This window comes from Paraburkholderia sacchari (genome assembly GCF_000785435.2).
GTDB classification, from domain to species: Bacteria; Pseudomonadota; Gammaproteobacteria; order Burkholderiales; family Burkholderiaceae; genus Paraburkholderia; species Paraburkholderia sacchari.
The window spans coordinates 574918-597723 of record NZ_JTDB02000003.1 but is presented as its reverse complement, the minus strand read 5'-3'; the positions used below and the strand labels follow the sequence as shown (position 1 = coordinate 597723).

The 22806-nt window shown below is 65.7% G+C and carries 22 protein-coding genes; 6 read left to right on the top strand and 16 right to left on the bottom strand.

Translation table 11 applies throughout. The features are described 5' to 3' along the window. Window positions 1-16: 16 nt before the first annotated feature. From NH14_RS15025 to NH14_RS14970, 12 genes are all read right to left on the bottom strand, one after another. Window positions 17-1087, bottom strand: a complete 1071-nt coding sequence (locus NH14_RS15025; RefSeq protein ID WP_035522673.1) for a MucB/RseB C-terminal domain-containing protein — start codon at window positions 1085-1087, stop codon at window positions 17-19. Window positions 1088-1093: 6 nt separating this feature from the next. Next, window positions 1094-1747, bottom strand: a complete 654-nt coding sequence (locus NH14_RS15020; RefSeq protein WP_035523056.1) for a sigma-E factor negative regulatory protein — start codon at window positions 1745-1747, stop codon at window positions 1094-1096. Window positions 1748-1832: 85 nt separating this feature from the next. Further along, window positions 1833-2432: an RNA polymerase sigma factor RpoE gene (gene rpoE / locus NH14_RS15015; RefSeq protein ID WP_035522669.1), complete on the bottom strand. Its 600-nt coding sequence runs from the start codon at window positions 2430-2432 to the stop codon at window positions 1833-1835. Window positions 2433-2665: 233 nt separating this feature from the next. Continuing rightward, on the bottom strand, window positions 2666-3169 hold the full coding sequence (locus NH14_RS15010; RefSeq protein WP_052147836.1) for a protein YgfX: 504 nt from the start codon (window positions 3167-3169) through the stop codon (window positions 2666-2668). Window positions 3170-3200: 31 nt separating this feature from the next. Next, window positions 3201-4442, bottom strand: a complete 1242-nt coding sequence (gene fabF, locus NH14_RS15005) for a beta-ketoacyl-ACP synthase II (RefSeq protein WP_035522666.1) — start codon at window positions 4440-4442, stop codon at window positions 3201-3203. Window positions 4443-4640: 198 nt separating this feature from the next. Further along, the gene (acpP, locus tag NH14_RS15000) at window positions 4641-4880 is read right to left on the bottom strand and encodes an acyl carrier protein (RefSeq protein ID WP_004197638.1); all 240 of its coding nucleotides are present in this window, start codon (window positions 4878-4880) and stop codon (window positions 4641-4643) included. Window positions 4881-5049: 169 nt separating this feature from the next. Continuing rightward, window positions 5050-5799, bottom strand: coding sequence for a 3-oxoacyl-ACP reductase FabG (gene fabG / locus NH14_RS14995; RefSeq protein WP_035522664.1), 750 nt, complete (start codon window positions 5797-5799; stop codon window positions 5050-5052). A 41-nt stretch (window positions 5800-5840) separates the two neighbouring features. After that, a complete protein-coding gene (gene fabD, locus NH14_RS14990) occupies window positions 5841-6779 on the bottom strand; it encodes an ACP S-malonyltransferase (RefSeq protein ID WP_035522660.1) in 939 nt (312 codons plus the stop codon). A gap of 110 nt (window positions 6780-6889) precedes the next feature. Beyond that, window positions 6890-7879 (bottom strand): beta-ketoacyl-ACP synthase III, encoded by a 990-nt coding sequence (locus tag NH14_RS14985; protein WP_035522657.1) that lies wholly within the window; start codon window positions 7877-7879, stop codon window positions 6890-6892. Next, window positions 7879-9036 carry a phosphate acyltransferase PlsX gene (gene plsX / locus NH14_RS14980; protein WP_035522654.1) on the bottom strand — a complete coding sequence of 386 codons (1158 nt, stop codon included), beginning with the start codon at window positions 9034-9036 and terminating at the stop codon, window positions 7879-7881. Before plsX ends, NH14_RS14985 begins: the two co-directional genes overlap by 1 nt. 145 nt (window positions 9037-9181) lie before the next feature. Beyond that, on the bottom strand, window positions 9182-9361 hold the full coding sequence (rpmF, locus tag NH14_RS14975; protein WP_018441573.1) for a 50S ribosomal protein L32: 180 nt from the start codon (window positions 9359-9361) through the stop codon (window positions 9182-9184). 130 nt (window positions 9362-9491) lie between these two features. After that, window positions 9492-10157 carry a DUF177 domain-containing protein gene (locus tag NH14_RS14970; RefSeq protein WP_035522651.1) on the bottom strand — a complete coding sequence of 222 codons (666 nt, stop codon included), beginning with the start codon at window positions 10155-10157 and terminating at the stop codon, window positions 9492-9494. 319 nt (window positions 10158-10476) lie between these two features. Here NH14_RS14970 and NH14_RS14965 point away from each other — a divergent pair, with 319 nt between their 5' ends. Both NH14_RS14965 and NH14_RS14960 read left to right on the top strand, forming a co-directional pair. Further along, a complete protein-coding gene (locus NH14_RS14965; RefSeq protein ID WP_052147856.1) occupies window positions 10477-11136 on the top strand; it encodes a Maf-like protein in 660 nt (219 codons plus the stop codon). After that, window positions 11133-11855: an SAM-dependent methyltransferase gene (locus tag NH14_RS14960; protein ID WP_035522647.1), complete on the top strand. Its 723-nt coding sequence runs from the start codon at window positions 11133-11135 to the stop codon at window positions 11853-11855. Before NH14_RS14965 ends, NH14_RS14960 begins: the two co-directional genes overlap by 4 nt. Window positions 11856-11973: 118 nt before the next feature. Here NH14_RS14960 and NH14_RS14955 read toward each other — a convergent pair whose 3' ends face one another. From NH14_RS14955 to NH14_RS14940, 4 genes are all read right to left on the bottom strand, one after another. Further along, complete coding sequence (locus NH14_RS14955) at window positions 11974-12948, bottom strand: S49 family peptidase (protein WP_035522645.1); 975 nt, start codon at window positions 12946-12948, stop codon at window positions 11974-11976. 15 nt (window positions 12949-12963) lie between these two features. Further along, the gene (locus tag NH14_RS14950) at window positions 12964-13383 is read right to left on the bottom strand and encodes a Rieske (2Fe-2S) protein (protein ID WP_052147835.1); all 420 of its coding nucleotides are present in this window, start codon (window positions 13381-13383) and stop codon (window positions 12964-12966) included. Beyond that, window positions 13380-14039 carry an HAD-IIIA family hydrolase gene (locus tag NH14_RS14945; protein WP_035522642.1) on the bottom strand — a complete coding sequence of 220 codons (660 nt, stop codon included), beginning with the start codon at window positions 14037-14039 and terminating at the stop codon, window positions 13380-13382. Before NH14_RS14945 ends, NH14_RS14950 begins: the two co-directional genes overlap by 4 nt. Window positions 14040-14113: 74 nt before the next feature. Then, window positions 14114-15151: an RluA family pseudouridine synthase gene (locus tag NH14_RS14940; RefSeq protein WP_052147834.1), complete on the bottom strand. Its 1038-nt coding sequence runs from the start codon at window positions 15149-15151 to the stop codon at window positions 14114-14116. A gap of 915 nt (window positions 15152-16066) precedes the next feature. Between NH14_RS14940 and NH14_RS14935 the strand changes: the two genes are divergently transcribed. From NH14_RS14935 to moeA, 4 genes are all read left to right on the top strand, one after another. Beyond that, window positions 16067-19354, top strand: coding sequence for an Rne/Rng family ribonuclease (locus NH14_RS14935; RefSeq protein WP_035523041.1), 3288 nt, complete (start codon window positions 16067-16069; stop codon window positions 19352-19354). A 189-nt stretch (window positions 19355-19543) separates the two neighbouring features. Next, window positions 19544-20656: a GTP 3',8-cyclase MoaA gene (moaA, locus tag NH14_RS14930; protein ID WP_035522640.1), complete on the top strand. Its 1113-nt coding sequence runs from the start codon at window positions 19544-19546 to the stop codon at window positions 20654-20656. 23 nt (window positions 20657-20679) lie between these two features. Beyond that, window positions 20680-21309, top strand: a complete 630-nt coding sequence (mobA, locus tag NH14_RS14925) for a molybdenum cofactor guanylyltransferase MobA (RefSeq protein ID WP_035522637.1) — start codon at window positions 20680-20682, stop codon at window positions 21307-21309. A gap of 103 nt (window positions 21310-21412) precedes the next feature. Beyond that, window positions 21413-22741 (top strand): molybdopterin molybdotransferase MoeA, encoded by a 1329-nt coding sequence (moeA, locus tag NH14_RS14920; RefSeq protein ID WP_035522633.1) that lies wholly within the window; start codon window positions 21413-21415, stop codon window positions 22739-22741. The last annotated feature ends 65 nt before the right edge of the window (window positions 22742-22806 follow it).

The following is a 22806-nucleotide window of genomic DNA, read 5'->3' as shown; positions in this document are numbered from 1 at the left end:
AAATCGGCCGTAGCAGTTACTTGGGAGCCTTGTATTCTATGGCAGACGCGAATTGCTGCAACGTGCTCTGTGGCACCTCGCCAAGCAAAGTGATCCAGTAGTCCCCGCTGCGCTTCACGAGCACATGGGTCGCGCCGCTGCTACCCGAGCCTTCCTTGCGGCTGTTGTGCTCGACCGGCTCGACGAACACGGAGACGGCCGAAAGCCCATCGGAAAACACGGCCTGATCGACGGGAATGGGCGGCTCGTTGGCGTCGCGCGCGGCCATCGGGCGGCGCACTTCGCGAATCATGCGAAAGCCCGGCACGGTCTGCGCGAAGGTCCAGCCTTGCGCCTGCATGTCGACCGTTTGCAGCGGCGCACGCACGACCGTCCAGCCGGCGGTATTGCGCATGCCGGCCGCGATCGGCGCCTTGTCCACCGGCACGCCGATGCTCACCTGCGTAAAGGAGAGCTGCTGGAGTACCTGGCCATTCGACGGGTCGAGCGTCTGCGCGCGCAGCAGCAGACCCGTTTTTGCATCGACCCACAGTTTGTAGGCGAAACGGTAAGCGTCCTTCGGATCGAGCTCGATCACGTTGCTGTCGATGCCGGCCACACGGTCGCTGCCCAGCATCTTCGGATCGTATACGGCGAGCACCTGGTCGCCATTCGTAGCGAGCAGCGCGGGGAAGGCTTCCTTGTTCTGGCGTTTTTCGACGACGCACAGTTTGCGCTCGGGCACGAACGTGTAGAGATCGTCGTTGTGGCGCAGCATCTTGCGCGGCTTGCCGTCGAGGCTTTCGAGCTGCTCGTACTCGCCGTCGCTCCGGGTCGCGTAGTGCGTGATGCGCGAGGACTGCACGAACGCGCCGCGCTGGTAGACGAAGGTACCCGTGTAATTCAGCTGCTGAGCAGCCTGCTGGATGCGGTCGAGCCACTGCACGGCGCTCTGGCGAGCGGCCGGGTCTGCCGCGGCGGCAGCCGGCGTGCCTTGCGCGTGTGCGTGCGTGGCGGCAGACAGAGCGGTGAACATTACGGCTGCACAGCATAGCAATGCCGGCAACCGCCCCGAGATCGTCGTTTTATTGAACCGCGCTATCTGCATCAGACTTTATTGGCCTTGCGTGGTAAGGGCGGCGGACCGGATGAACGGCATGGAATCCGACATGACCGGTTGCTGCGCGAACTGCTGGTGCGCTTCGAGATATTCGTCCAGACGCGCATCGCGAATGATATTGCCGTCCTGCATGGCCGCGGCCGTCTGCACCGGAACGGTATTCATGGCCACGCGCTGGACGTGATCGCCGGCAGATTGCACCGAGGCGATCTGCGGCGCGCCGGCCATGCCGACGCCGCGCATCTGCGGCATGACGATCCACGTGAGCGTAGCGGCCGCAGCGGCCACGGCCAGCGACGGCACGACGCGGCGGCGCAGCGCGAGAATGCGCGAGACGCGCCCGTTATGCGCGGCGGATTGTTCCGACGCCGGCAAAGCTGCCGGCGCGAGCACGTGCGGCTCCGCCTCGAAACGCGCGGCAAAGCCCGCCATGAACGACTGGCTCGCGGCCGGGCGCATTGCCAGGTCGTCGGAGCGCAGCACGTCGCCGATCAGGTGATAGCTCGACCAGACCTCGCGGCCCTCGTGATCGAGCCCCGAAAGAATAGCGTTCAGATGCCGTTCATCGCCAGCCATTTCGCCGTCGACGAAGGCGGACAGTTGCTCGCCGCGCGAGCTTGACACCGATTGCATCGAAACCGACCCCATGATGCTCCCCATTTTCTTACAGAGCCCCGTAGTGACACACCCACATCCAATGAATTGCGCTCGTGCCCGGCGCAGTGCTGGCGTACTACCAGCGCTTGCCTTCCGGTGTGTCCAGCAGCGGACGCAATTTTGCCGCAATGGCTTCGCGAGCACGGAAAATTCTCGATCTGACGGTGCCGATCGGGCAGCCCATCATTTCGGCGATTTCCTCGTAACTCAAACCCTCAATTTCCCGAAGAGTAATGGCGGTGCGCAGTTCTTCCGGTAAAACCGCCATGGCAGCGTTGACCGTCTCGGCGATCTGCTTGCTCATCAACATCGACTCGGGCGTGTTGATATCCCTTAGTTGATCGGCGTCCGAGAAAGTTTCCGCTTCTTCTGCATCTGCTTCGGTGGATGTCGGGGCGCGTCTTCCCTGGGTCGCAAGGTAGTTCTTCGCCGTGTTGACAGCAATTCGGTACAACCACGTATAGAAAGCAGATTCGCCGCGAAACTGCGGCAGTGCCCGATACGCCTTGATAAAGGCGTCCTGCGCCACGTCTTCGACCTCGGCGGGATCCCGCACGAGGCGCGAGATCAGGCGGATGATCTTGCGGTGGTACTTGGAGACCAGCAGTTCGAACGCAGCCTTGTCGCCTTTTTGCACGCGCTCGACCAGCAACTGGTCAATTTCTTTTTCGCTCACCTGAAAAATCCGTTAGCTCATTGAAGTGGACGCGGGGGCACCATTGTAGCGTTACCGCCACGCCCTCAAGTTACACGCGTAACACCGTTACAGTCGTTACAGCGCTCTGGCAGACGCAGCGCAAGATTGGCTGCGGTGGTGCGGCCAGAAACAATGCGGACAATGCGGAAAAATGCGGGTACGCGAAACCGAAAACGCCGCCGGCCACACAAGCGCGATGGCGCTTGAATGCATTAACGGCCGGACGCGCTGCGCGCACTTACTGCGAGGATGCGGAATGTCTCGGCATCGAGAGAATCGGCAGCCACTAGCAACATTTTGCGGCGCCCGCCCTCTTCCACCACGAGCGCGAGGAGCGCCGCGCCCCACTGCGAAGCGCCGAGCAGGCGCCCGTCGACAAGCTGCACCCCGGTGCGCGCAAACGCAGCGAAACGATCAGCCCCGATTTCGACGAAGGCTGGCTGCGCACGGCGCCATGCCTGGAAAGCGAGCAGCCCGGCCACGCCGAGCGCAAGCGCCGGCGGCAAAGCGCGCCACGCGCCAAGCCAGGGCGCGAACGTCGTGAAAAACGCGGTAGTCGCAATCAGTACGCCGGCAAGCAGCAGCGCATGCAGTGCCCAGGACGGGCGCAAGGCGATGCGCGGCGCACGCGTGCGCCGCGCATCGAGAAAGGTGTCGCAGCCGGCCGGCGCATGCATCTGCGCCGGCACGGCCGCCGTGTCGCACGAGGCGATCACATCGGGCTCACTAGCCGCTTTTAGCGACAGCTCAAGCGAAGCGCTTGAAAACGAGCGTGCCGTTGGTGCCGCCGAAGCCGAACGAGTTCTTCAGCGCGACGTCGATCTTCATGTCCCGCGCGGTGTTCGCGCAGTAATCCAGATCGCACGCCGGATCCTGATTGAAGATGTTGATCGTCGGCGGCGACACCTGATTGTGCACGGCCAGCACCGAGAATACCGACTCCAGGCCGCCCGCGCCGCCCAGCAGGTGGCCGGTCATCGACTTGGTCGAATTGACGACGATGTCCTTCGCGTGGTCGCCGAACGCGCGCTTGATCGCGGTGGTTTCCGCGATGTCGCCGAGCGGCGTCGAAGTGCCGTGCGCGTTGACCCAGTCCACTTCGTTCGCGTTCACGCCCGCGTTGCGCATCGCGTACTGCATGCAGCGGCGCGCGCCGTCACCGTCCTCGAGCGGAGCGGTCATGTGATACGCATCGCCGCTCATGCCGTAGCCGCCGACTTCCGCGTAGATCTTCGCGCCGCGCTTCTTCGCGTGCTCGTACTCTTCGAGGATCATCACGCCGGCGCCCTCGCCCAGCACGAAGCCGTCGCGGTCCTTGTCCCACGGGCGGCTCGCCGTTGCCGGATCGTCGTTGCGCTGCGAAAGCGCGCGCGCCGCCGCGAAGCCGCCGATACCGAGCGGCGAGACGGTCGACTCAGCGCCGCCCGCGATCATTACGTCGGCGTCGCCGTACTCGATCAGACGCGAGGCCTCGCCGATGCAGTGCAGGCCGGTCGTGCAGGCCGTAACCATTGCAAGGTTCGGGCCTTTGATGCCGTACTTGATCGACAGGTGGCCGGAGATCATGTTGATGATCGAGGCCGGCACGAAGAACGGGGAAATACGGCGCGGGCCGCGGTTGAGCAGCTCCGTTTGCGTCACTTCGATCATGGGCAGGCCACCGATGCCCGAGCCCACCACCACGCCTACGCGCTCGGCATTCTCTTCGGTGATCTCGAAGCCGCTGTCCTGCATCGCCTGGATGCCCGCAGCAATGCCGTAATGGATAAACGTATCCATGTGACGTGCTTCTTTCGCCGGCATGTAGTCTTCGACGTTGAAGCCTTTCACTTCGCCGGCAAAACGGGTCGAGAAGTTCGTAGCGTCGAACTTCGTGATGTTGGCGATGCCGGACTTTCCGGCGACCAGATTGGCCCACCCGTCGGCAACATTATTGCCAACAGGCGAAATCAGCCCCAGGCCTGTAACAACAACTCGACGGCGGCTCACGGTAACCCCTTTTCCATAGATGACAAAACAAAAGCCACAGAGGCCGCAGGAAATGCTCCTGTGAGCCCTGTGGCTAGTTGACCGGCCGATGTCCCGCGGCAGATGCGGCGGGTTTTCGCGGTTTCACGGGCAAGCATCCTCGCGGGCCGCTAGCGAGCAACTCGCGTGCGCGCGCCAGCCCGGGCAAGGAACAGACGCTTAAGCCTTGACGTTCGCGCGAGCGTAGTCGATCGCTTGCTGAACCGTCGTGATCTTCTCGGCTTCCTCGTCGGGGATTTCCATGCCGAATTCGTCTTCGAGGGCCATCACCAGTTCCACGGTGTCGAGCGAGTCTGCACCCAGATCGTTCACGAACGAAGCTTCGTTCTTGATTTCAGCTTCGGCGACGCCCAGTTGCTCGGCGACGATCTTCTTGACGCGCTGTTCGATGTTGTCCATTACCCCTCCAAGGGAAAAAAAGTGAGCTCATAAATGCGAGTGCGCGCATTTTATCAGGTTTGACCTGGCTGAAAAGCGGCGCTCGCGGTTCCGGAACGGCTATTCGCGCACGCGTCTGGCGAGGTTATTCGCCAGAGCGCATCGAGGCGCGGATAGTACCCGATTCCGGTTAAGACATATACATCCCGCCATTTACGTGCAACGTAGTGCCCGTGATATAGCCCGCCTGCGGCGAGGCCAGAAAAACCACCGCATGCGCGATGTCTTCCGGGCTGCCCAGACGGCCCAGCGGGATCTGCTGCTGAAGCGCGGCCTGCTGCTCCGCGGGCAGATCCTTGGTCATGTCGGTGTCGATAAAGCCCGGCGCCACGCAGTTCACCGTGATGCCGCGGCTGCCGATCTCGCGCGCCAGTGCGCGCGTCATGCCCGCGACGCCGGCCTTGGCCGCCGCGTAATTGGCCTGGCCCGGGTTGCCCGATGAGCCGACCACCGACGTAATGTTGATGATGCGGCCGGCGCGCGCCTTCATCATCGGGCGCAGCACGGCGCGCGAGAGGCGGAATACCGACTTCAGGTTGGTGTCGAGCACCGCGTCCCACTCGTCGTCCTTCATGCGCATCGCCAGGTTGTCCTGCGTGATGCCAGCATTGTTGACGAGAATCGCGAGGCCGCCGAACTCCTTGACCGTCGCGTCGATGAGCGCCTCGGCCGCAGCCGCGTCGTTGACGTTGAGCACCACGCCACGGCCCTTCACGCCCGCAGCTTCGAAAGCGGCGGTAATGGCCTGCGCGCCGGCTTCACTCGTTGCCGTGCCGATCACCATCGCGCCCTGGCGCGCCAGTCCCAGCGCAATGGCACGGCCGATGCCGCGCGAAGCGCCGGTCACGATCGCGGCCTGATTGTCGAGAGTTTTTTCCATCGTTCGAATCCGTTGCGTTTGATACTTTTCGATGCGGCGGCTTAAGCCTTGAGAAACGCGAGCGCTTCGTCGAGCGATTTCGGATCGGCCACCGAGGCGCCGGTCAGATTGCCGTCGATGCGCTTCGTGAGGCCCGCCAGCACCTTGCCGGGACCGCACTCGATCACATGGGTCGCGCCCTGGGCAGCGATCGCCTTCACGCACTCGACCCAGCGCACCGGGCCAGCGGCCTGGCGCACGAGCGCGTCGCGAATCTTCGTGGGATCGGTTTCGAAGGCCACGTCGACGTTGTTCACGACCGGGATGGCCGGCGCATTGAGCGTGACGTTCGCGAGGTATTCGCGCAGCTGGTCCGAAGCGGGCTTGAGCAGCGACGAGTGGAACGGCGCCGAAACCGGCAGCGGCAATGCGCGCTTGGCACCCTTCGCCTTGGCGATTTCGCAGGCCTTTTCGACCGCGCCCTTATGGCCCGCGATCACGACCTGCGCAGGCGCATTGAAGTTGACCGCCTCGACCACGCCGCCGCTTTCCACTGCGGCTTCGGTGCAGACCGCGCGCACGGTGTCGTCGTCGAGGCCCAGTACGGCGGCCATGCCACCCTCACCCACCGGCACGGCGCTTTGCATAGCCTGCGCGCGAAAACGCACGAGCGGCACGGCGTCGCGGAAAGCAAGCACGCCCGCGGCCACGAGCGCCGTGTATTCGCCCAGGCTATGGCCCGCGACGATCGCCGGCGCCGGGCCGCCCGCCGCTTGCCACGCGCGATAAACGGCGTACGCGGCGGTGAGCATGACCGGCTGCGTGTTCGTGGTGAGATTGAGTTCCTCGGCAGGGCCTTCGGCGATCAGCTTGCCGAGGTCCTGATTGAGTGCATCGGACGCTTCCTTGAGCGTATCGCGCACGATGGCGTTGTCGCCGAAGGCGTCGAGCATGCCGACGGCCTGCGAGCCTTGTCCTGGAAATACGAACGCAAATTTCATAACGTCCCCAAAATTCGATCAAAACGGATGAGCGATGCGCTCCGCTGAAGCGCGCTTGCGGGGCCGCGCGTGTCGCAGCGGCCCAAGCGGGAGCGCCCGCTTCGGGCAGGTCAGAAGCGGATGACCGAAGCGCCCCAGGTAAAGCCGCCGCCGACGCCTTCGATCAGCACGTTCTGGCCGCGCTTGATGCGGCCGTCGCGCACCGCGACGTCGAACGCGAGCGGAATCGAAGCTGCCGAGGTATTGCCGTGCTCGCCCACGGTTACCACCATGCGCTCGGCGGGCAGGCCGAGCTTGCGGCAGGTGCCCTGCATGATGCGGATGTTGGCCTGATGGGGGATCAGCCAGTCGATCTGGTCGGCCGTGAGTTGCGCCTTTTCGAGCGCCTCGATCGCGACCTTCTCGAGCACATTGACGGCGAGCTTGAACACCGCCTGGCCGTCCATATGGAGGAACGCATTGCCGGCGATCACGCCGCCGTTCACGTTGCCCGGCGTGCAGAGAATGTGCGCATAGCTGCCGTCGGCGTGGAGCGCGCTCGAAAGCACGCCCGGCTCGTGGGACGCCTGCAGCACGATCGCGCCCGCGCCGTCGCCGAACAGCACGCAGGTCGTGCGATCGTTGAAGTCGAGAATGCGCGAGAACGTTTCCGCGCCCACGATCAGCGCCGTCTTGTGCTGGCCGCTGCGGATCAGGCTGTCGGCCACCGAAACGGCGTAGGCAAAGCCCGAGCACACAGCCTGCACGTCGAACGCCGCGCCGTGATTGCGGATGCCGAGCTTGTTCTGCAGCAGGCAGGCGGTGCTCGGGAACACGAAGTCGGGCGTGGAGGTGGCGACGATGATGAGGTCGATCGATTGCGGGTCGACATCGGCGGCCGCAATCGCGCGCTGCGAAGCAGCTAGTGCGAGATCGCTGGTCGTGACGTCCGGCGCCGCAAAGTGGCGCGCGTGGATGCCGGTGCGCGCGACGATCCACTCGTCGCTCGTCTCGACGCCTTTCGCGGCGAGACGTTCGGCCAGATCCTGATTGGTGACGCGCTCAGGCGGAAGAAAACTGCCCGTGCCGAGCACGCGGGAATAGAGAGTCGATTGAGCCATTATGCCTTCGAGGATGATGCGGCGCCGGGCGGCAGTTCGCCCGCCGTCTGAGCGGGTAAGCTCGCGGATGGACTCGCGGGCGGCTCCTCGGGAGCCCTTGAGGCGGCGCTGTTCTGGCCGCTGGAAGACGCACCGGCGGCCTGTTCGAGTGAACTGGCGTTTTCTTCCATGGCACGCGTGAGACGCTCCAGCACGCCATTTTTGACGGCATCATACCCGCGTTTGATCGCCCACTCAAACGCATAAGCGTCCGCGGAGCCATGGCTCTTGAAGACGAGGCTTTTCAGGCCAAGCAGCGCCGCGCCGTTGTACTGGCGGTGATCGACGCGCTTTTTGAAGCGCATGAGCACCGGCAGCGCAGCCAGCGCCATGAGCTTCGTGAGCCACGAGCGGCCAAACTCTTCCTTGATCATGTCGTTGAGCATCTGCGCGAGGCCCTCCGACGTTTTCAGCGCGACATTTCCGACGAAACCGTCACAGACGACAACGTCGACGGTACCCTTGTAAATGTCGTTGCCTTCCACGTTGCCGCGGAAATTCAGCGTGCTCGCGCGCAGCAGCTCGCCCGCACGCTTGATCGTGTCGTTGCCCTTGATGACTTCTTCGCCGATGTTCAGGAGCCCGATGGTCGGACGGTCCTTGCCCTCGAGCGCGGCGACGAGCGCGTGGCCCATCTCGGCGAACTGCAGCAGATGCTGCGGCTCGCAGTCGACGTTCGCGCCGAGGTCGAGCATCGTGGTGTAGCCGCGCTCGCTGGGCAGCGCAAACGCGATGGCCGGCCGTTCGATGCCGGGCAGCGTCTTGAGCACATAGCGCGAGACGGCCATCAGCGCGCCGGTGTTGCCGGCCGAGACGCAAGCCTGCGCCTCGCCTTCTTTGACGCGGTTGAGCGCGACGCGCATCGACGAATCTTTCTTCTTGCGAAGGGCGACTTCGACCGGATCGTCCATTTCGACGACCTCGGTGGCGGGAACGACGGAAAGTGCGGGGAGGTCCTGCGCTTTCAGCTTCTTGAGCTGGGCGCGGATCGCCGTCTCGATGCCCACCAGTTGCAGTCGCGCATCGGGATGCGTGCGAACGAAATTGACTGCGGCGGGCACTGTCACGGACGGACCGTGGTCGCCTCCCATGCAATCTATCGTGAGCGTAACGGTCATGGAGTGCGACGGATTTCAGGCACAAAAAAGCGGCAGTTGAATGCCGCCTTTTTTGCCGAGCCGAAAAATTGTCAAGCGAACGGAATCGCCATGTGCAGCGCCGAGCAAGCCCGGATTCGGGCCGTCGTGCCGCACGCTGGAACGATTAGTCGTTCTTGGTCTTGACGACTTTCTTGCCGCGGTAGTAGCCGTTCGGGCTGATATGGTGACGCAGATGCACTTCACCCGTGCTCGGCTCGACAGCCAGCGGCGCGCCCGTGAGGAAATCGTGCGAGCGGTGCATGCCGCGCTTCGACGGCGACTTCTTGTTTTGTTGAACTGCCATGATAACTCCTGAAAATTTCCAAATTCTAACACAGCCCGATCCGGCCGCCGCCACCCTGGGGGGATGACCGGACTCCGGGACTGGGCCACGAATCGATACTGCACGCCACCCGCAGCCACCCGGTAAAACCTTAGTGCTTGCTGCCGGGACCGTCCTTCTTGAGCGATTCGAGCGCCGCAAACGGGTTGACGCGCTCTTCCGGCTCGATTTCCTGCTCCGGCACGTCGTCGACGGAATCCACACCATCCGCGCCGTCGGCACCCGAGGCGAGGCTTTCGTGAACTTCCGGACAAACTTCGTGCTTCGGCACGAGCGGCAGCGAGAGCAACAACTCCTCTTCGATCAAGTCGACGAGATCGAAATGGCGCGAGCCCACAATCACATCGAATTCATCGTCGTCGAGCGAAAACTCGTCCGCCTCATCTTCCGTCTGGACGATCCGGAAGACCGGGTCCGCGTTGAACGCCTGCTCATAGGGAGCGAGGCAACGCTGACACGTAAGCCATGCGGCGCCGTGAATCGCGAGCCGCAGATACGACTGCGGCCCCTCGGTGCCGTTGTCCTGCAATTCCTGTTGCGTGAAACCCTCGGCCTGCCATGTGAACGCGGTATCGCGATCTGGCGCATCGGCCGGGACTTCGTTTAGCATGCGCGGCAGTTGCGAAAGACGCACCGTACCCGATGCGCCACGCCCGCTACGCGCAAATTCGAAAATGTCGAGATCGCGCGGATTAAGCGCGCCCTGCGCGCCTTTATCCGCGCCGGCACCCGCAGGCTTACCAGAATGTTCGGTCATGTGCGCTCTCCTGCTCCAGACGCGCGGCCCGCAGGCGGCGCAAAAGCCCTACACTGCTGCCGATCTGTATTCTTATCTGCCCGCTTTCCTCTTTGGCTCGATCGGGCATCGACCAGACGCACGAGGCGGCACGAGGCAAGCGTACCGATGAAAAGCCCAAAATCATAACGTCTTTATCTTTGCGAGTCAAACACTTAAGCTCACGCTCGCAAGCCCCTGCGCGGCTTGAGTATTTTGGCAAATCCGCTGGAACATGACACTGCCGAATACCTTACTCGCCCTGCACCGCTCCACGACCATTATTCACGATCCGACCATCATGCAGGAAACCGCTGCACCCGCCCGGCATCCGGGCCGACCCGCGCTGATTCTCGCCTCCAGCTCACGGTACCGCCGCGAGCTGCTCGAGCGCCTGCGCATTCCTTTCGACACCGCCGTGCCGGCCATCGACGAAGCGCCGCAACCCGGCGAAACGCCCGCCGCCACGGCGCTGCGCCTGGCCGAAGCCAAAGCCCGCGCCGTGGCCGCCGCCTTACCGGCCGGTGCCGGGCGCGCGCTCGTGATCGGCTCAGACCAGGTGGCGACTTTCGACGGCCACCAGATCGGCAAGCCGGGCACCCACGAGCGCGCACTCGAGCAACTGCGGGCGATGCGCGGTCGCGAAGTGTTGTTCCATAGTGCACTCAGTCTGCTCGACACCGCTACTGGCCAAACGGATACCGTCGATGTCGTGACCACGGTGCGCTTTCGCGACCTGCCGGACGCCGCGCTCGACGCTTACCTGCATGCCGAGCAGCCCTACGACTGCGCGGGCAGCGCGAAATCGGAAGGGCTGGGAATCGCGCTGCTGGAAGCGATCGAGTCCGACGACCCCACCGCACTGATCGGCCTGCCGCTCATCGCGCTCACGCGCATGCTGCTCGCCGCCGGCTATCCGTTGCTGAATCCGCTACTGGCGCCGCAGGAGACCCGGCAATGACCACGGGCACGCTCTACCTGATCCCCAATACCCTCGGTGACGGCGACGACGCCGCGCTCGCCGCCGTCCTGCCCACCCCCGTGCGCGAACGCGCGGGCATGCTGGCCAGCTATATCGGCGAGAACGCCAAGACCACACGCGCGTTCCTGAAGCGCGTCGGAACCACGCGGCCGATCCAGGAAATCGAGATTCGCGAACTCAACGTCAACACGCCCGCGGGCGAGATCGACAAACTGCTCGCGCCGCTTCTGGCCGGCATCGACACGGGGCTGGTTTCGGAAGCCGGCGTGCCCGCCGTGGCCGATCCGGGCGCCCTGCTGGTGCGGCGCGCGCACGAGCGCGGCATCAAGGTCGTGCCGCTCGTCGGGCCGAGTTCGATCCTGCTCGCGCTGATGGCTTCGGGCCTGAACGGACAAAGCTTTGCTTTCCACGGCTATCTGCCCGTGGACGCGAACGAGCGCACGAAGAAGCTGCGCGAGCTCGAACAGATCTCCCGCAAGGCAAAGCAGACGCAAATCTTCATCGAAACGCCCTATCGCAACCGCGCGCTGCTCGACGCGCTGCTCGCAACCTGCGCACCTTCCACGCTCGTATGCGTGGCCGCCGACCTCACGCTTCCCAGCGAGACGATCGTGAGCCGCGCCGTATCCGAATGGAAAAAGAAGCCGGCGCCCGAATTGCACAAGCGGCCCGCGATCTTCCTGCTGCTGGCGAACTGAGGGCGAACTGAGCGTCGCTCGCGCAGGCGCCACCGCAGAATGAAACGGCCGCTGTGCAACGCATAGCGGCCGCTTTTTAAGTGGGATCGAGCCCCGCTTGCGCAGAATCTATGCAGAATCAGCGCACCGAGACCTTCCCGCCGGAAATCAGCGAATGCACGGCCGCCGAGCCGACGCTTGCGCCAAAGCGCTTCGCGACGCGGTCGGTGATGCCTTGCTTGACCGTGTAGTCGACGATGTCCCGCGCCTTGATGATCTCGCGCGCCACATAGTCGCTGTCGCCGAAGCCGTCGGCGAGACCAAGCTCGACGCTCTTCTGGCCAGTCCAGAAAAGGCCCGAGAAGAGGTCCGGCTCATTCTTCAGGCGCTTGCCGCGGCCCGCTTTTACAGCGTCGATGAACTGCTGGTGAATCTGGTCGAGCATCTCCTGCGCGTGCGCGTCCATCTTCGGCGTATTCGGCGAGAACGGGTCGTAAAATCCCTTGTTCTCGCCCGAAGTGCGCAGGCGGCGCTGGACCCCGAGTTTGTCCATCAGGCCCGTAAAGCCAAAGCCGTCCATCAACACGCCAATCGAGCCGACGATGCTGGCCTTGTTCACATAGATCTTGTCAGCGGCGGCGGCAATGTAATAGCCGCCCGAAGCGCACATGTCGCCCACCACCACGTACAGTGGAATGGCCGGGTATTTCGCGCGCAGGCGGCGGATCTCGTCGTTGATGATGCCGGCCTGCACCGGCGAGCCGCCGGGGCTGTCGATGTGCAGAATCACACCGGCGGTGCCGTCGTCGTCGAAAGCGCTGTCGAGCGCGCTATTGATATCGTCGGCGTTCGCGGGCGTGTCCGCCGAAATCTCGCCACTGAGCGTGACGAGCGCCGTGTGGCGGCCGCCGCTGTCCACGCGCGCGCCGGAAAGGTCGAGGATGCTCCATGCGAGCAGCACCAGCACCGCGAGAAACGCGAAGCGGAAAAAGATCTTCCAGCGCCGCGCCGAGCGTTGCTCGGTGATCGCGGCCATGGCGATACGCTCGAGCGCCTCGCGCTCCCAGCCGGGCTTGCCGCCGCCGGCGTCATCAGGGGTCAGATTATCGGACATGCGTGGGTAACAAAATCAGGATGGGGTCGGACTCAAATCATCGTCCGGGATCCAGAATACCGCACGGCCTTCGGGCGTGTCGCGTTCCTCGACGCGCACCGCGCGCAAACGGGCGCCGCGGCATGGCCCGCCCACGCATTTGCCCGTGTCGGGCTGGTAGATCGCACCATGCGTCGCGCACATGATATAGAGCCCCGAGGACTCGAAGAACTGCCCCTCGACCCAGTCGAGTTCCATCGGCACATGGGCGCAGCGGTTCAGGTAGCCGTACACCTCGCCGCCGTAGCGCACGAAGAACACGACGGCGTCGCCGCCCGCGTAGGTTGCGCTCAGGCGCTGGCCCGCGCCGCCCTCGACGAGTTCCTCGGCGGCGCACACGCGCACGGGCGCGTGGCCCGTCTCACGGGCTTTGCTCGCACCGGGCTGTGCATTCATGCATGCTCCCGCAGCCAGCCGGCCAGCGCGGCCACGTCCGGCGCGATGAACCGCGGCGCAAGCCCGGCCAGCGCGCCCGACGAATGCGCGCCATAAGCCACGCCCACGGCCGCCGCGCCCGCATTCGCGGCCATCTGCAAGTCGTGTGTCGTGTCGCCGATCATCACCGTGCGGTTCAGATCCTGCCCCAGTTCGCGCGTGAGCTCCTGGAGCATGGCCGGATGCGGCTTCGAGAAGGTTTCGTCGGCGCAGCGCGTGCCGTCGAACAGGCTCGTGAGGTTAGCTTCAGCCAGCGCGCGGTTCAGCCCCACCCGGCTCTTGCCGGTCGCCACCGCGAGCAGATAGCCCGTGTCGCGCAGTTCGGCGAGCATCTCGCGCACGCCCGCAAACAACTCGATCTGCTGGTCCTTCAGCAGGTAATGGATGCGGTAGCGCTCCACGAGGCGCGGATAGTCGGCGGGATCGAGCGTAGGCGCGGCAATCTGCAACGCCTCACGCAGGCCAAGGCCGATCACGTAGCTCGCGGCTTCGTCGCCGGGCACCGGCAGGCCCAGGTCGCGGCACGCGGCCTGGATGCTGCGGGTGATGTGGGCGGTCGAGTCCATCAGCGTACCGTCCCAATCGAACACAATCAGGTCAAATTGCTCTCGGGCCATGCGGTCCTTCTCCAAACACTGTAATTCTTGAGTCCGGCATGCTCCCCGGTTGATGTCCCAGCAGCGCCGCGCCCTTATTCGGGCCGCGCAGCGGTGCAGCTCTCGCCTTCGCCGGCCGCTTCGCGCTGCGCGCGCAAGTCGCTGACAAAGCTGCGCAACTCGGGCGGCAGCGGCGCCTCGAATTGCAGCGGCGCGCCCGTGATCGGGTGCGTGAGCTTCAACCGGTGCGCATGCAGGAACATACGCTTGACGCCAGGCTTCGCGCCGGTGCGCGCTAGCGCCTTGTTGAGCGCAAAGTCGCCGTATTTGGCGTCGCCGACGATCGGCAGCCCCAGATGCGCGAGATGCACGCGGATCTGGTGAGTGCGGCCGGTCTTGAGTTCGGCCTCGAGGAGCGCATAGCCGGGCCAGCGCTCGACGAGATTGAACACCGTATGCGACGGCTGGCCGTCGGGCTGTACGCGCACGCGCCGCTCGCCTTCCGGGGTCAGATACTTGTGCAGCGGCTCCTTCACGGCGCGCCGGCGCCCCCAGTCGCTCGCCCATTCGCCGTGGACGCACGCGTAATAGCGCTTGTCCGTTTTGTTGTCGCGCATCTGCTCGTGCAGGCCGACCAGCGCCGAGCGCTTCTTCGCGAGCATCAGCACGCCGGAGGTCTCACGGTCGAGCCGGTGCACGAGCTCGAGGAATTTGCTGTGCGGCCGCGCCGCGCGCAGCTGCTCGATCACGCCGAACGCCACGCCGCTGCCGCCATGCACGGCCACGCCGGCGGGCTTGTCGATCACCAGCAGCGCCTCGTCCTCGTACAGCACGCTGAAGTGCGCCGCCGGCACGGGCGCCGCGCCTGCCGGCTCGCTTGGCTGCGCAACGCGCATGGGTGGCACGCGCACGACGTCCCCCATCTCGAGCCGGTACTGCGCGTCGATTCGCCCCTTATTCACGCGCACTTCCCCGCTGCGCAGAATCCGGTAGATATGGCTTTTCGGCACGCCTTTGCACACGCGCAGCAAGAAATTGTCGATCCGCTGACCGGCGGAGCCTTCGTCGACCTCGACGAACGAAACCTGGTCGCTCGCGACCTGATTCTGGGATATTTTGCCTAACCCTTTCATTCTGAATATAATTTGCCCAGCGCTGACGCGACGGCAGGCCAAACGGCCGAAAAGTTCCTGATTCGCCCGATGAATACCCAAGGGCGCTTCTCCGGGATCTTGACCGCGCGACATGTGCAGGCGGCAAGCGATAAACGGATATTTTACTTGCGCCCGGGGCCGGTTGCTCACCCGTTTTAGAGATGCAACGAGTTGCACGCACGGAAGTCCGCGCGGCAGGGACGGCGCCCACAGGCACGTTCGGTCGAGGCGGGCTCCGACGGTAACGGAAGGTTGGTATAAAGAATTTATCCGGCGAGTCATGCCGCGCGGTCGCAACGTTTTCGAGCGACTGCAGCCCGACGCGCTGGTGGCGAAAATACGGCGAGCGCCTGATGCGTCCCGGCAATGTGCGGGATATGGCGACGTCAAAAGTGGCGAGACACCCCGAGGGGGAAGACGGGCGTTTCTGAAAGCTTCCCGTGCGCGGCCCTGGGCTCGATGCCCGAGGCCGCAAAGCAGATCCGGCCAGCAGCGCGCGCAGTTCGCGGCTGCGGCCCATATCCTGTCGCGATCGTGCGTGGCGCAGTTTGCCGCCAACGCACACAAGCACGACGCAAGCCGGCAATCAGCGGCTGCAAGCGGGCAACCAGCGGCGACAGACGGATCGGAAGCGCAGGAAAACCGTGCCCCCGCGCGTCTGGCTGCTCTTGAAGACGTATTTCGCATGTGCCCACGCGGCCCGTCCATGGCAACGCAACGCCGGACCGGCCGCCCGCAAGGCAATTCTCCCCGCCATCGTTCCTGCTCCAGCGTGCTTGTGAAAACACAATAAGGCGCGGCTTGCCGCGACCCTCTCCCCCCATGCAGCCCGGCGAAGCGCCGGGCGCCGTCGAGGGACAAGGGCCGCGCGCGAAGCCGCACTGGAGCCGTTCAATGAAACGAATGCTGTTCAACGCGACGCAGCAGGAAGAACTGCGCGTCGCTATTGTCGATGGACAGAAGCTGATCGACATCGACATCGAAACCGCCGGACGCGAACAACGCAAAGGCAATATCTACAAGGGCATCGTCACCCGCATCGAGCCGTCGCTCGAAGCGTGTTTCGTCAACTACGGCGAAGATCGCCATGGCTTCCTGCCGTTCAAGGAAGTCGCCCGCCAGTACTTCCGCGATGGCGTCGACATGCGCGGCGCGCGCATTCAGGACGCCCTCAAGGAAGGCCAGGAACTGATCGTCCAGGTCGAGAAGGAAGAGCGCGGCAACAAGGGCGCCGCCCTCACGACCTTCATCTCGCTCGCCGGCCGCTACCTCGTCCTCATGCCGAACAACCCGCGCGGCGGCGGCGTGTCGCGCCGCATCGAGGGCGACGACCGCCAGGAACTGCGCGAAACCATGGCGCAGCTGCAACTGCCGGACGGCATGAGCATCATCGCTCGCACGGCCGGCATCGGCCGATCGGCTGAAGAACTCCAGTGGGACCTGAACTACCTGCTGCAACTGTGGCGCGCCATCGAAGCCGCATCGCAAGCCGGCCAGTCCGGCCAGCCGATGCTGATCTATCTGGAATCGAGCCTCGTGATCCGCGCGATCCGCGACTACTTCCAGCCCGATATCGGCGAAATTCTCATCGACACCACCGAGATCTATGACCAGGCGCGCGCCTTCATGGATATCGTGATGCCGGACAATGTCAACAAGGTGAAGCGGTACCACGACGACGTGCCGCTCTTCTCGCGCTTCCAGATCGAGCACCAGATCGAGACCGCGTACTCGCGCACGGTGCCGCTGCCCTCGGGCGGCGCAATCGTGATCGACCACACCGAGGCGCTCGTCGCCATCGACGTGAACTCGGCGCGCGCCACCAAGGGCGCCGACATCGAGGAAACCGCCGCGCGCACCAACCTCGAAGCCGCCGACGAAGTCGCGCGCCAGCTGCGTCTGCGCGACCTGGGCGGCCTGATCGTGATCGACTTCATCGACATGGAGTCGGCCAAGAGCCAGCGCGAAGTCGAGCAGCGCCTGAAAGACGCGCTGCGCCACGACCGCGCGCGCGTGCAGATGGGCAAGATCTCGCGCTTCGGCCTGATGGAGCTCTCGCGCCAGCGCCTGCGCCCGGCGCTCTCGGAAGGCAGCCATGTCACCTGCCCGCGCTGTAACGGCACGGGTCATATCCGCGATACGGAATCGTCGGCGCTTCAGGTCCTGCGCATCATCCAGGAAGAAGCGATGAAGGAAAACACCGCGGCAATCCATTGCCAGGTGCCGGTCGAAGTGACCGCCTTCCTGCTCAACGAGAAGCGCGCGGAAATCAACAAGATCGAGTCGCGCTTCAAGGTCGGCGTCGTGCTGATCCCGAACAAGCACCTCGAAACGCCGCACTACAAGCTCGAGCGCCTGCGTCACGACGATGCGCGCCTCGACGACCCGCGCGCCTCGTGGAAGATGGCCGAAGAGGCTGCGCGCGAGCTCGAGTCGGAGACCGGTTACAGCAAGCGCACGGCCGAAGCCAAGCCGAAGCAGGAAGCCGCGGTGAAGGGCATCACGCCCGAACGTCCGGCGCCCACCGCCCAGGCCAAGCCCGTGGCCGAGCCGATGCCCGTTGGCGCACCGGTCGCAGCCGCGCCGGCAAGCGGCGGCGGCTTCTTCGCCTTCATCAAGCGCATCTTCGGCGGCGCGCCGGCACCGGCTCCCGCGCCGGCACCGGCCGAGCAGCAGGAGAAGGCCAGCCGTCCGGCACGCGAAGCACGCACCGAGCGTGGCGAGAAGGCTGGCGCGGGCTCCGGCGATCGCAACCGCAACCGCCGTGGCGGTAGCCGCGACGCGGCAGGCCGTGGCGAAGCGGCAGGCGGCGCACGCGCCGGCCAGCCCTCGGGCCGCCGTGAGGAACGCGAACCGCGTGAATCGCGCGAGCCGCGTGAATCTCGCGAGCCGCGCGAAGGTCGTGAAGGTCGCGACAGCCGCGAAGGCCGCGCCCCCCGTGAACAGCGCGAGCCGCGCGAGCAACGCGAACCGCGTGAAGCACGCGAGAGCCGTGAGCCCCGCGCCGAACGCGAGCAGCGCATCGAACGCGTCGAACGTGGCCAGGACCGCAACGAAGCAGCCGAAGCCGCTCCGCGCGGCGAACGCCAGGAACGTGGCGAGCGCCGTGAACGCGGTGAACGCACGGAGCGTGGTGAGCGCGCCGAACGTGGCGAACGCCGCCGTCAGCAGCAGCCCGAGGCCGCCGAGGCACAAGAGGCGCGCCTCGACGCCGCAAGTACTGAAGCCGAGGTCGCCGAAGCCGCCCAGGCCGCCCTCACTGACGGCGTGACCCATGCCGGCACCGAGGAAGACGGCGCACCGCAAGGTGAAGAACGCCGCCGCCGCCGCCGTGGTCGCCGTGGTGGTCGCCGCGAGCGCGATGCGGAAGGCTCGCAAGGGCTCGAAGGCGCAACCGGCGCCGACGAGAACGCCGACGACGTGGCCGCCGCATACCCTGCTGTCGAACAACCCGTTGTCGAGCAGGTTGAGCGCGTCGAAACCGTCGTTCACACCTCCGTCACCGAAGCGGTGGTCGTGACGGCCTTGCCGGTCGCAGCTGCTGCCGCCGCCGAAGCCGTCCATTCGGCTCAAGCGGAACAACCCGCGCAAGCGGCCGAAGCACCGGCTGTTGAAGCACCGGCGGCCGCACCGGTCGAAACCGCGGTTGCTGCTGCCGCGCCCGAAGCGCCGGTTGTGGCACCTGCCGCACCTGCCGCGCCCGCCATCGAACCGGTCGCGGCCGCCACCCCGGCTCAAACCGCGGTGGAACCGGCTGCAGTTGCTGCAACGCCGGCCGTGCAGGCCGAAGAACCCGCAGCAGCCACAGCGCCGGTGTTCCGCGAGGATCGCGTAGAGGCCCCGCCCGCAGCGACCGCCGAACCGGCTGCCGTCGCTCAACCCGCGCCTGTCGAGACGCGTGCCGAAGCTGTCGTGGCACAAGCCGAAGCGGCAGCGCCGGTCGCCGAGCCCGCGACTCAGCGTCACACGCAAACGAGCGTTGCGGCCACGGCCGACACGCTGCGTCCGATGCTGGAATCGGCAGGCCTCGAGTGGGTCAACACCGACGCCGCCAAGCTGCGCGCGGCGCAGGACGCCGCCGCCCAGGTGGTGAAGCCCGCCCGCGTGCCGCGCGAGCGCAAGCCCCTGCCGCCGGCCGATAGCGCGCCGATGCAGCAGGTGGAGACGACCCGCCAGCCCTAACCGGCACACGCGAGTCAGTCGGAACGGAAGTCGGCCTTTGGGCCGCTTCCGCCCCCGGCGGCAACACCGCATCGCGACACGAAGCCCGCCGCTCCCGGCGGGCTTTTTTTTGATATATCAGCATTCACCCTTGTCGGTGCGCAAGGCGAGGTTCGGCTAAAATCGAACCAACGATAGAGCGAAGACACCATGCCCCGACGCATCATCCCTGTTGCCGACATCCGCTCGCTGCCGCCCAGCCCGGCAGCGCAGACCGCGCGCGCGCCGTCTGGCGAGCTGGTCGACGCCCTCGCGCGGCCGTTGCGCGACTTGCGCATCTCGGTCACGGACCGTTGCAACTTCCGCTGCGTCTACTGCATGCCGCGTGCGGTTTTCAACAAGGACTACCCGTTCCTGCCGCATTCGTCGCTTCTCTCGCTCGAAGAAATCGAACGTATCGCGCGGCTTTTCGTCGCGCACGGGGTCACCAAAATCCGCCTGACCGGCGGCGAGCCGCTGCTGCGCAAGAACATCGAATTCCTGATCGAGCGTCTCGCGAAGCTGCGCACGACCGAAGGCGAACCGCTCGACCTCACGCTCACGACAAATGGATCGCTGCTCGCGCGCAAGGCGCGCGCATTGCGCGACGCGGGCCTCACACGAGTCACGGTGAGCCTCGACGCGCTCGACGACGCGCTTTTTCGCCGCATGAACGACGCCGACTTCTCGGTCGCCGACGTGCTCGATGGCATCGCGGTCGCGCAATCGGTCGGTCTCGATCCGATCAAGGTCAACATGGTCGTCAAGCGCGGCACCAACGACAGCGAGATCGTGCCGCTCGCGCGCCACTTCCGCGGCTCGGGCGTGACGCTGCGTTTCATCGAATACATGGACGTGGGCACTTCGAACGGCTGGAACATGGCCGAGGTGCTGCCGTCCGCCGACGTGGTCGCGCGCATCGCCGAGCACTTCCCGCTCGTCGCTCTCGAAGCGCACAGCGCCGCCGAAACGGCGCAGCGCTGGGGCTACGCGGACGGCGCCGGCGAAATCGGCGTGATTTCCAGCGTCACGCGCGCATTCTGCGGCGATTGCACGCGCGCGCGGCTCTCGACTGAAGGCAAGCTGTATCTGTGCCTGTTCGCCTCGATGGGCTACGACCTTCGCGCGCTGCTGCGAGGCGACGCGAGCGACGAAGCTATTTCCGCCACGATTGCCCAGATCTGGGAGCAGCGGACCGACCGCTATTCGCAATTGCGCGGCAGCGACGCCGCGCCGGCCGCAGGCGAAGAACGCCGTATCGAAATGTCCTATATCGGCGGCTGATACTGCGATACATCGATACGCCGATGCCCTCCGCTTCGCCCGCCATCCCCACCGCTGCGCTCACCGGCCTAGTGCTCGCGGGCGGTCGCGGCCAGCGCATGGGTGGTGTCGACAAAGGCCTCCAGCGCCTGCAAGGCAAGCCGCTCGCCGCCCATGTGCTGGCGCGCCTCGCGCCACAAGTCAGCGCACTTGTCATTAGCGCCAATCGCAACCACGATGTCTATGCCGAACTCGGCGCGCCGTGGCACGCGCAAGTCATCGCCGATACGCTGCCCGACTACCCCGGCCCGCTCGCGGGACTGCTTGCCGGCCTGCGCGCCGCCCGCACCGAATGGCTGCTGAGCGCGCCGTGCGATTCGCCATGGCTGCCCGCCGATCTCGGCGCGCGTCTGGCCGAGGCGGCGCACGCGCGAGGCACACTCATCGCCACCGCAACCACGGTGAACGCGGCCGGCGAAGTCAGCCTGCACCCCGTCTTCGCGCTCGTCCACACTTCGCTCGCCGGCGATCTCGCCGCGTTCCTTGACGCGGGAGAGCGCAAGGTGCGTGCGTGGTACGCGCGCCACACGGCGGCCGAAGTGGTCTTTGCCGACGAGCGTGCGTTTTACAATGTCAATTCCTTACAGGAACTTGCCGAGCTCGACCGTGCCTGACGAGCGCGTCCGGCTCGACTGCCGCCGCCCGCCACCGGCCTGATGCACGCCCCCCAGGACGATCGCCACACCCATCCGTGCGGATGCGACGCTTCTCCACTCCATGACCACGCTTAACAGTATTTCCGGCAGCGCAGGAAGCCTTGGCCAGTTCGACCCACAAGCCTTGCCCGTCAGTGCCGCCCAGACCATCGTGCTCCAGTGGGTCACGCCGCTCGCGCAAAGCGAGCGCGTGCCGTTGCGCGATGCGCTTGCGCGCGTGCTCGCGAGAGACGTGATCTCGCCTATCGACGTGCCCGCGCACGACAACTCGGCCATGGACGGCTATGCCTTCGACGGCGCGTCGCTGCTCGCACAGGCTGCGCCCGCTGGTGCGACGCTCACGCTGGACGTGGCCGGCAAGGCGTTTGCCGGCCATCCCTACACAGGCGCCATCGCGCCGGGAGCGTGCGTGCGCATCATGACCGGCGCGCCGATGCCCGCCGGCTGCGACACCGTCGTGCCGCAGGAGCGCGTGGAGCATAGCGGGAGCGCAGAAGCCGTAGCCGTCACCTTCCGCGCCGATGCCGTGACACCCGGCGCAAACCGCCGCCGCAAAGGCGAAGATCTCGCGCGCGGCGGCGTGGCGCTACGCGCGGGCCGTGTGCTGCGCGCGAGCGACATCGGCTTGATGGCCTCGCTCGGCATTGTCGACGTGGCGGTGAAGCGGCGTCTGCGCGTGGCGTTCTTCTCGACCGGCGACGAGTTGCGCTCGCCTGGCGAGCCGCTCGACGCCGGCTGCATCTACGACAGCAACCGCTACACGCTCGGCGCGATGCTCCAGCGCCTGAACGCCGAGCCGATCGATCTCGGCCGCGTGCGCGACGACCCCGAATCGCTCGCGGCCACGCTCAAGGCCGCCGCCGAAAGCGCCGACGTCGTGCTGACCTCGGGCGGCGTCTCGGTCGGCGAAGCCGATTTCACGCGCACCCAGTTGCAGACGCTCGGCGACGTGTCCTTCTGGGGCCTCGCGATGCGTCCGGGCCGCCCGTTCGCGTTCGGCCGCATCTGGTCGGGCGGCCGTCCCGGCGCCGGCCGCGCGGCGCTGCTGTTCGGGCTGCCAGGCAATCCGGTCGCCACGATGGTCGCGTTTTACCAGATCGTGCGCCCCGCGCTGATCGCGATGTCGGGCGCAGCGCCGCAGCCGATGCCGCTCATTCCGGCGCGCTGCGAAATGCCCATCAAAAAGCGCCCGGGCCGCACCGAATTCCAGCGCGGCGTCGCCGGACGCGATGCGCAGGGCCAGTGGCGTGTCGCGCCCACGGGCTCGCAAAGCTCGGGCGCGCTCAGCACGATGAGCGAGGCGAACTGCTTCATCGTACTCGCCCACGAAAGCGCCGACCTCGATGCCGGCGACACCGTCGACATCATGCTCTTCGACGGCCTCGTCTAGCACCGCGCCCATGACCCGTCACCGCATCGTTCAACATGATTCGGCGTCCATCTGAGACGTCCCCT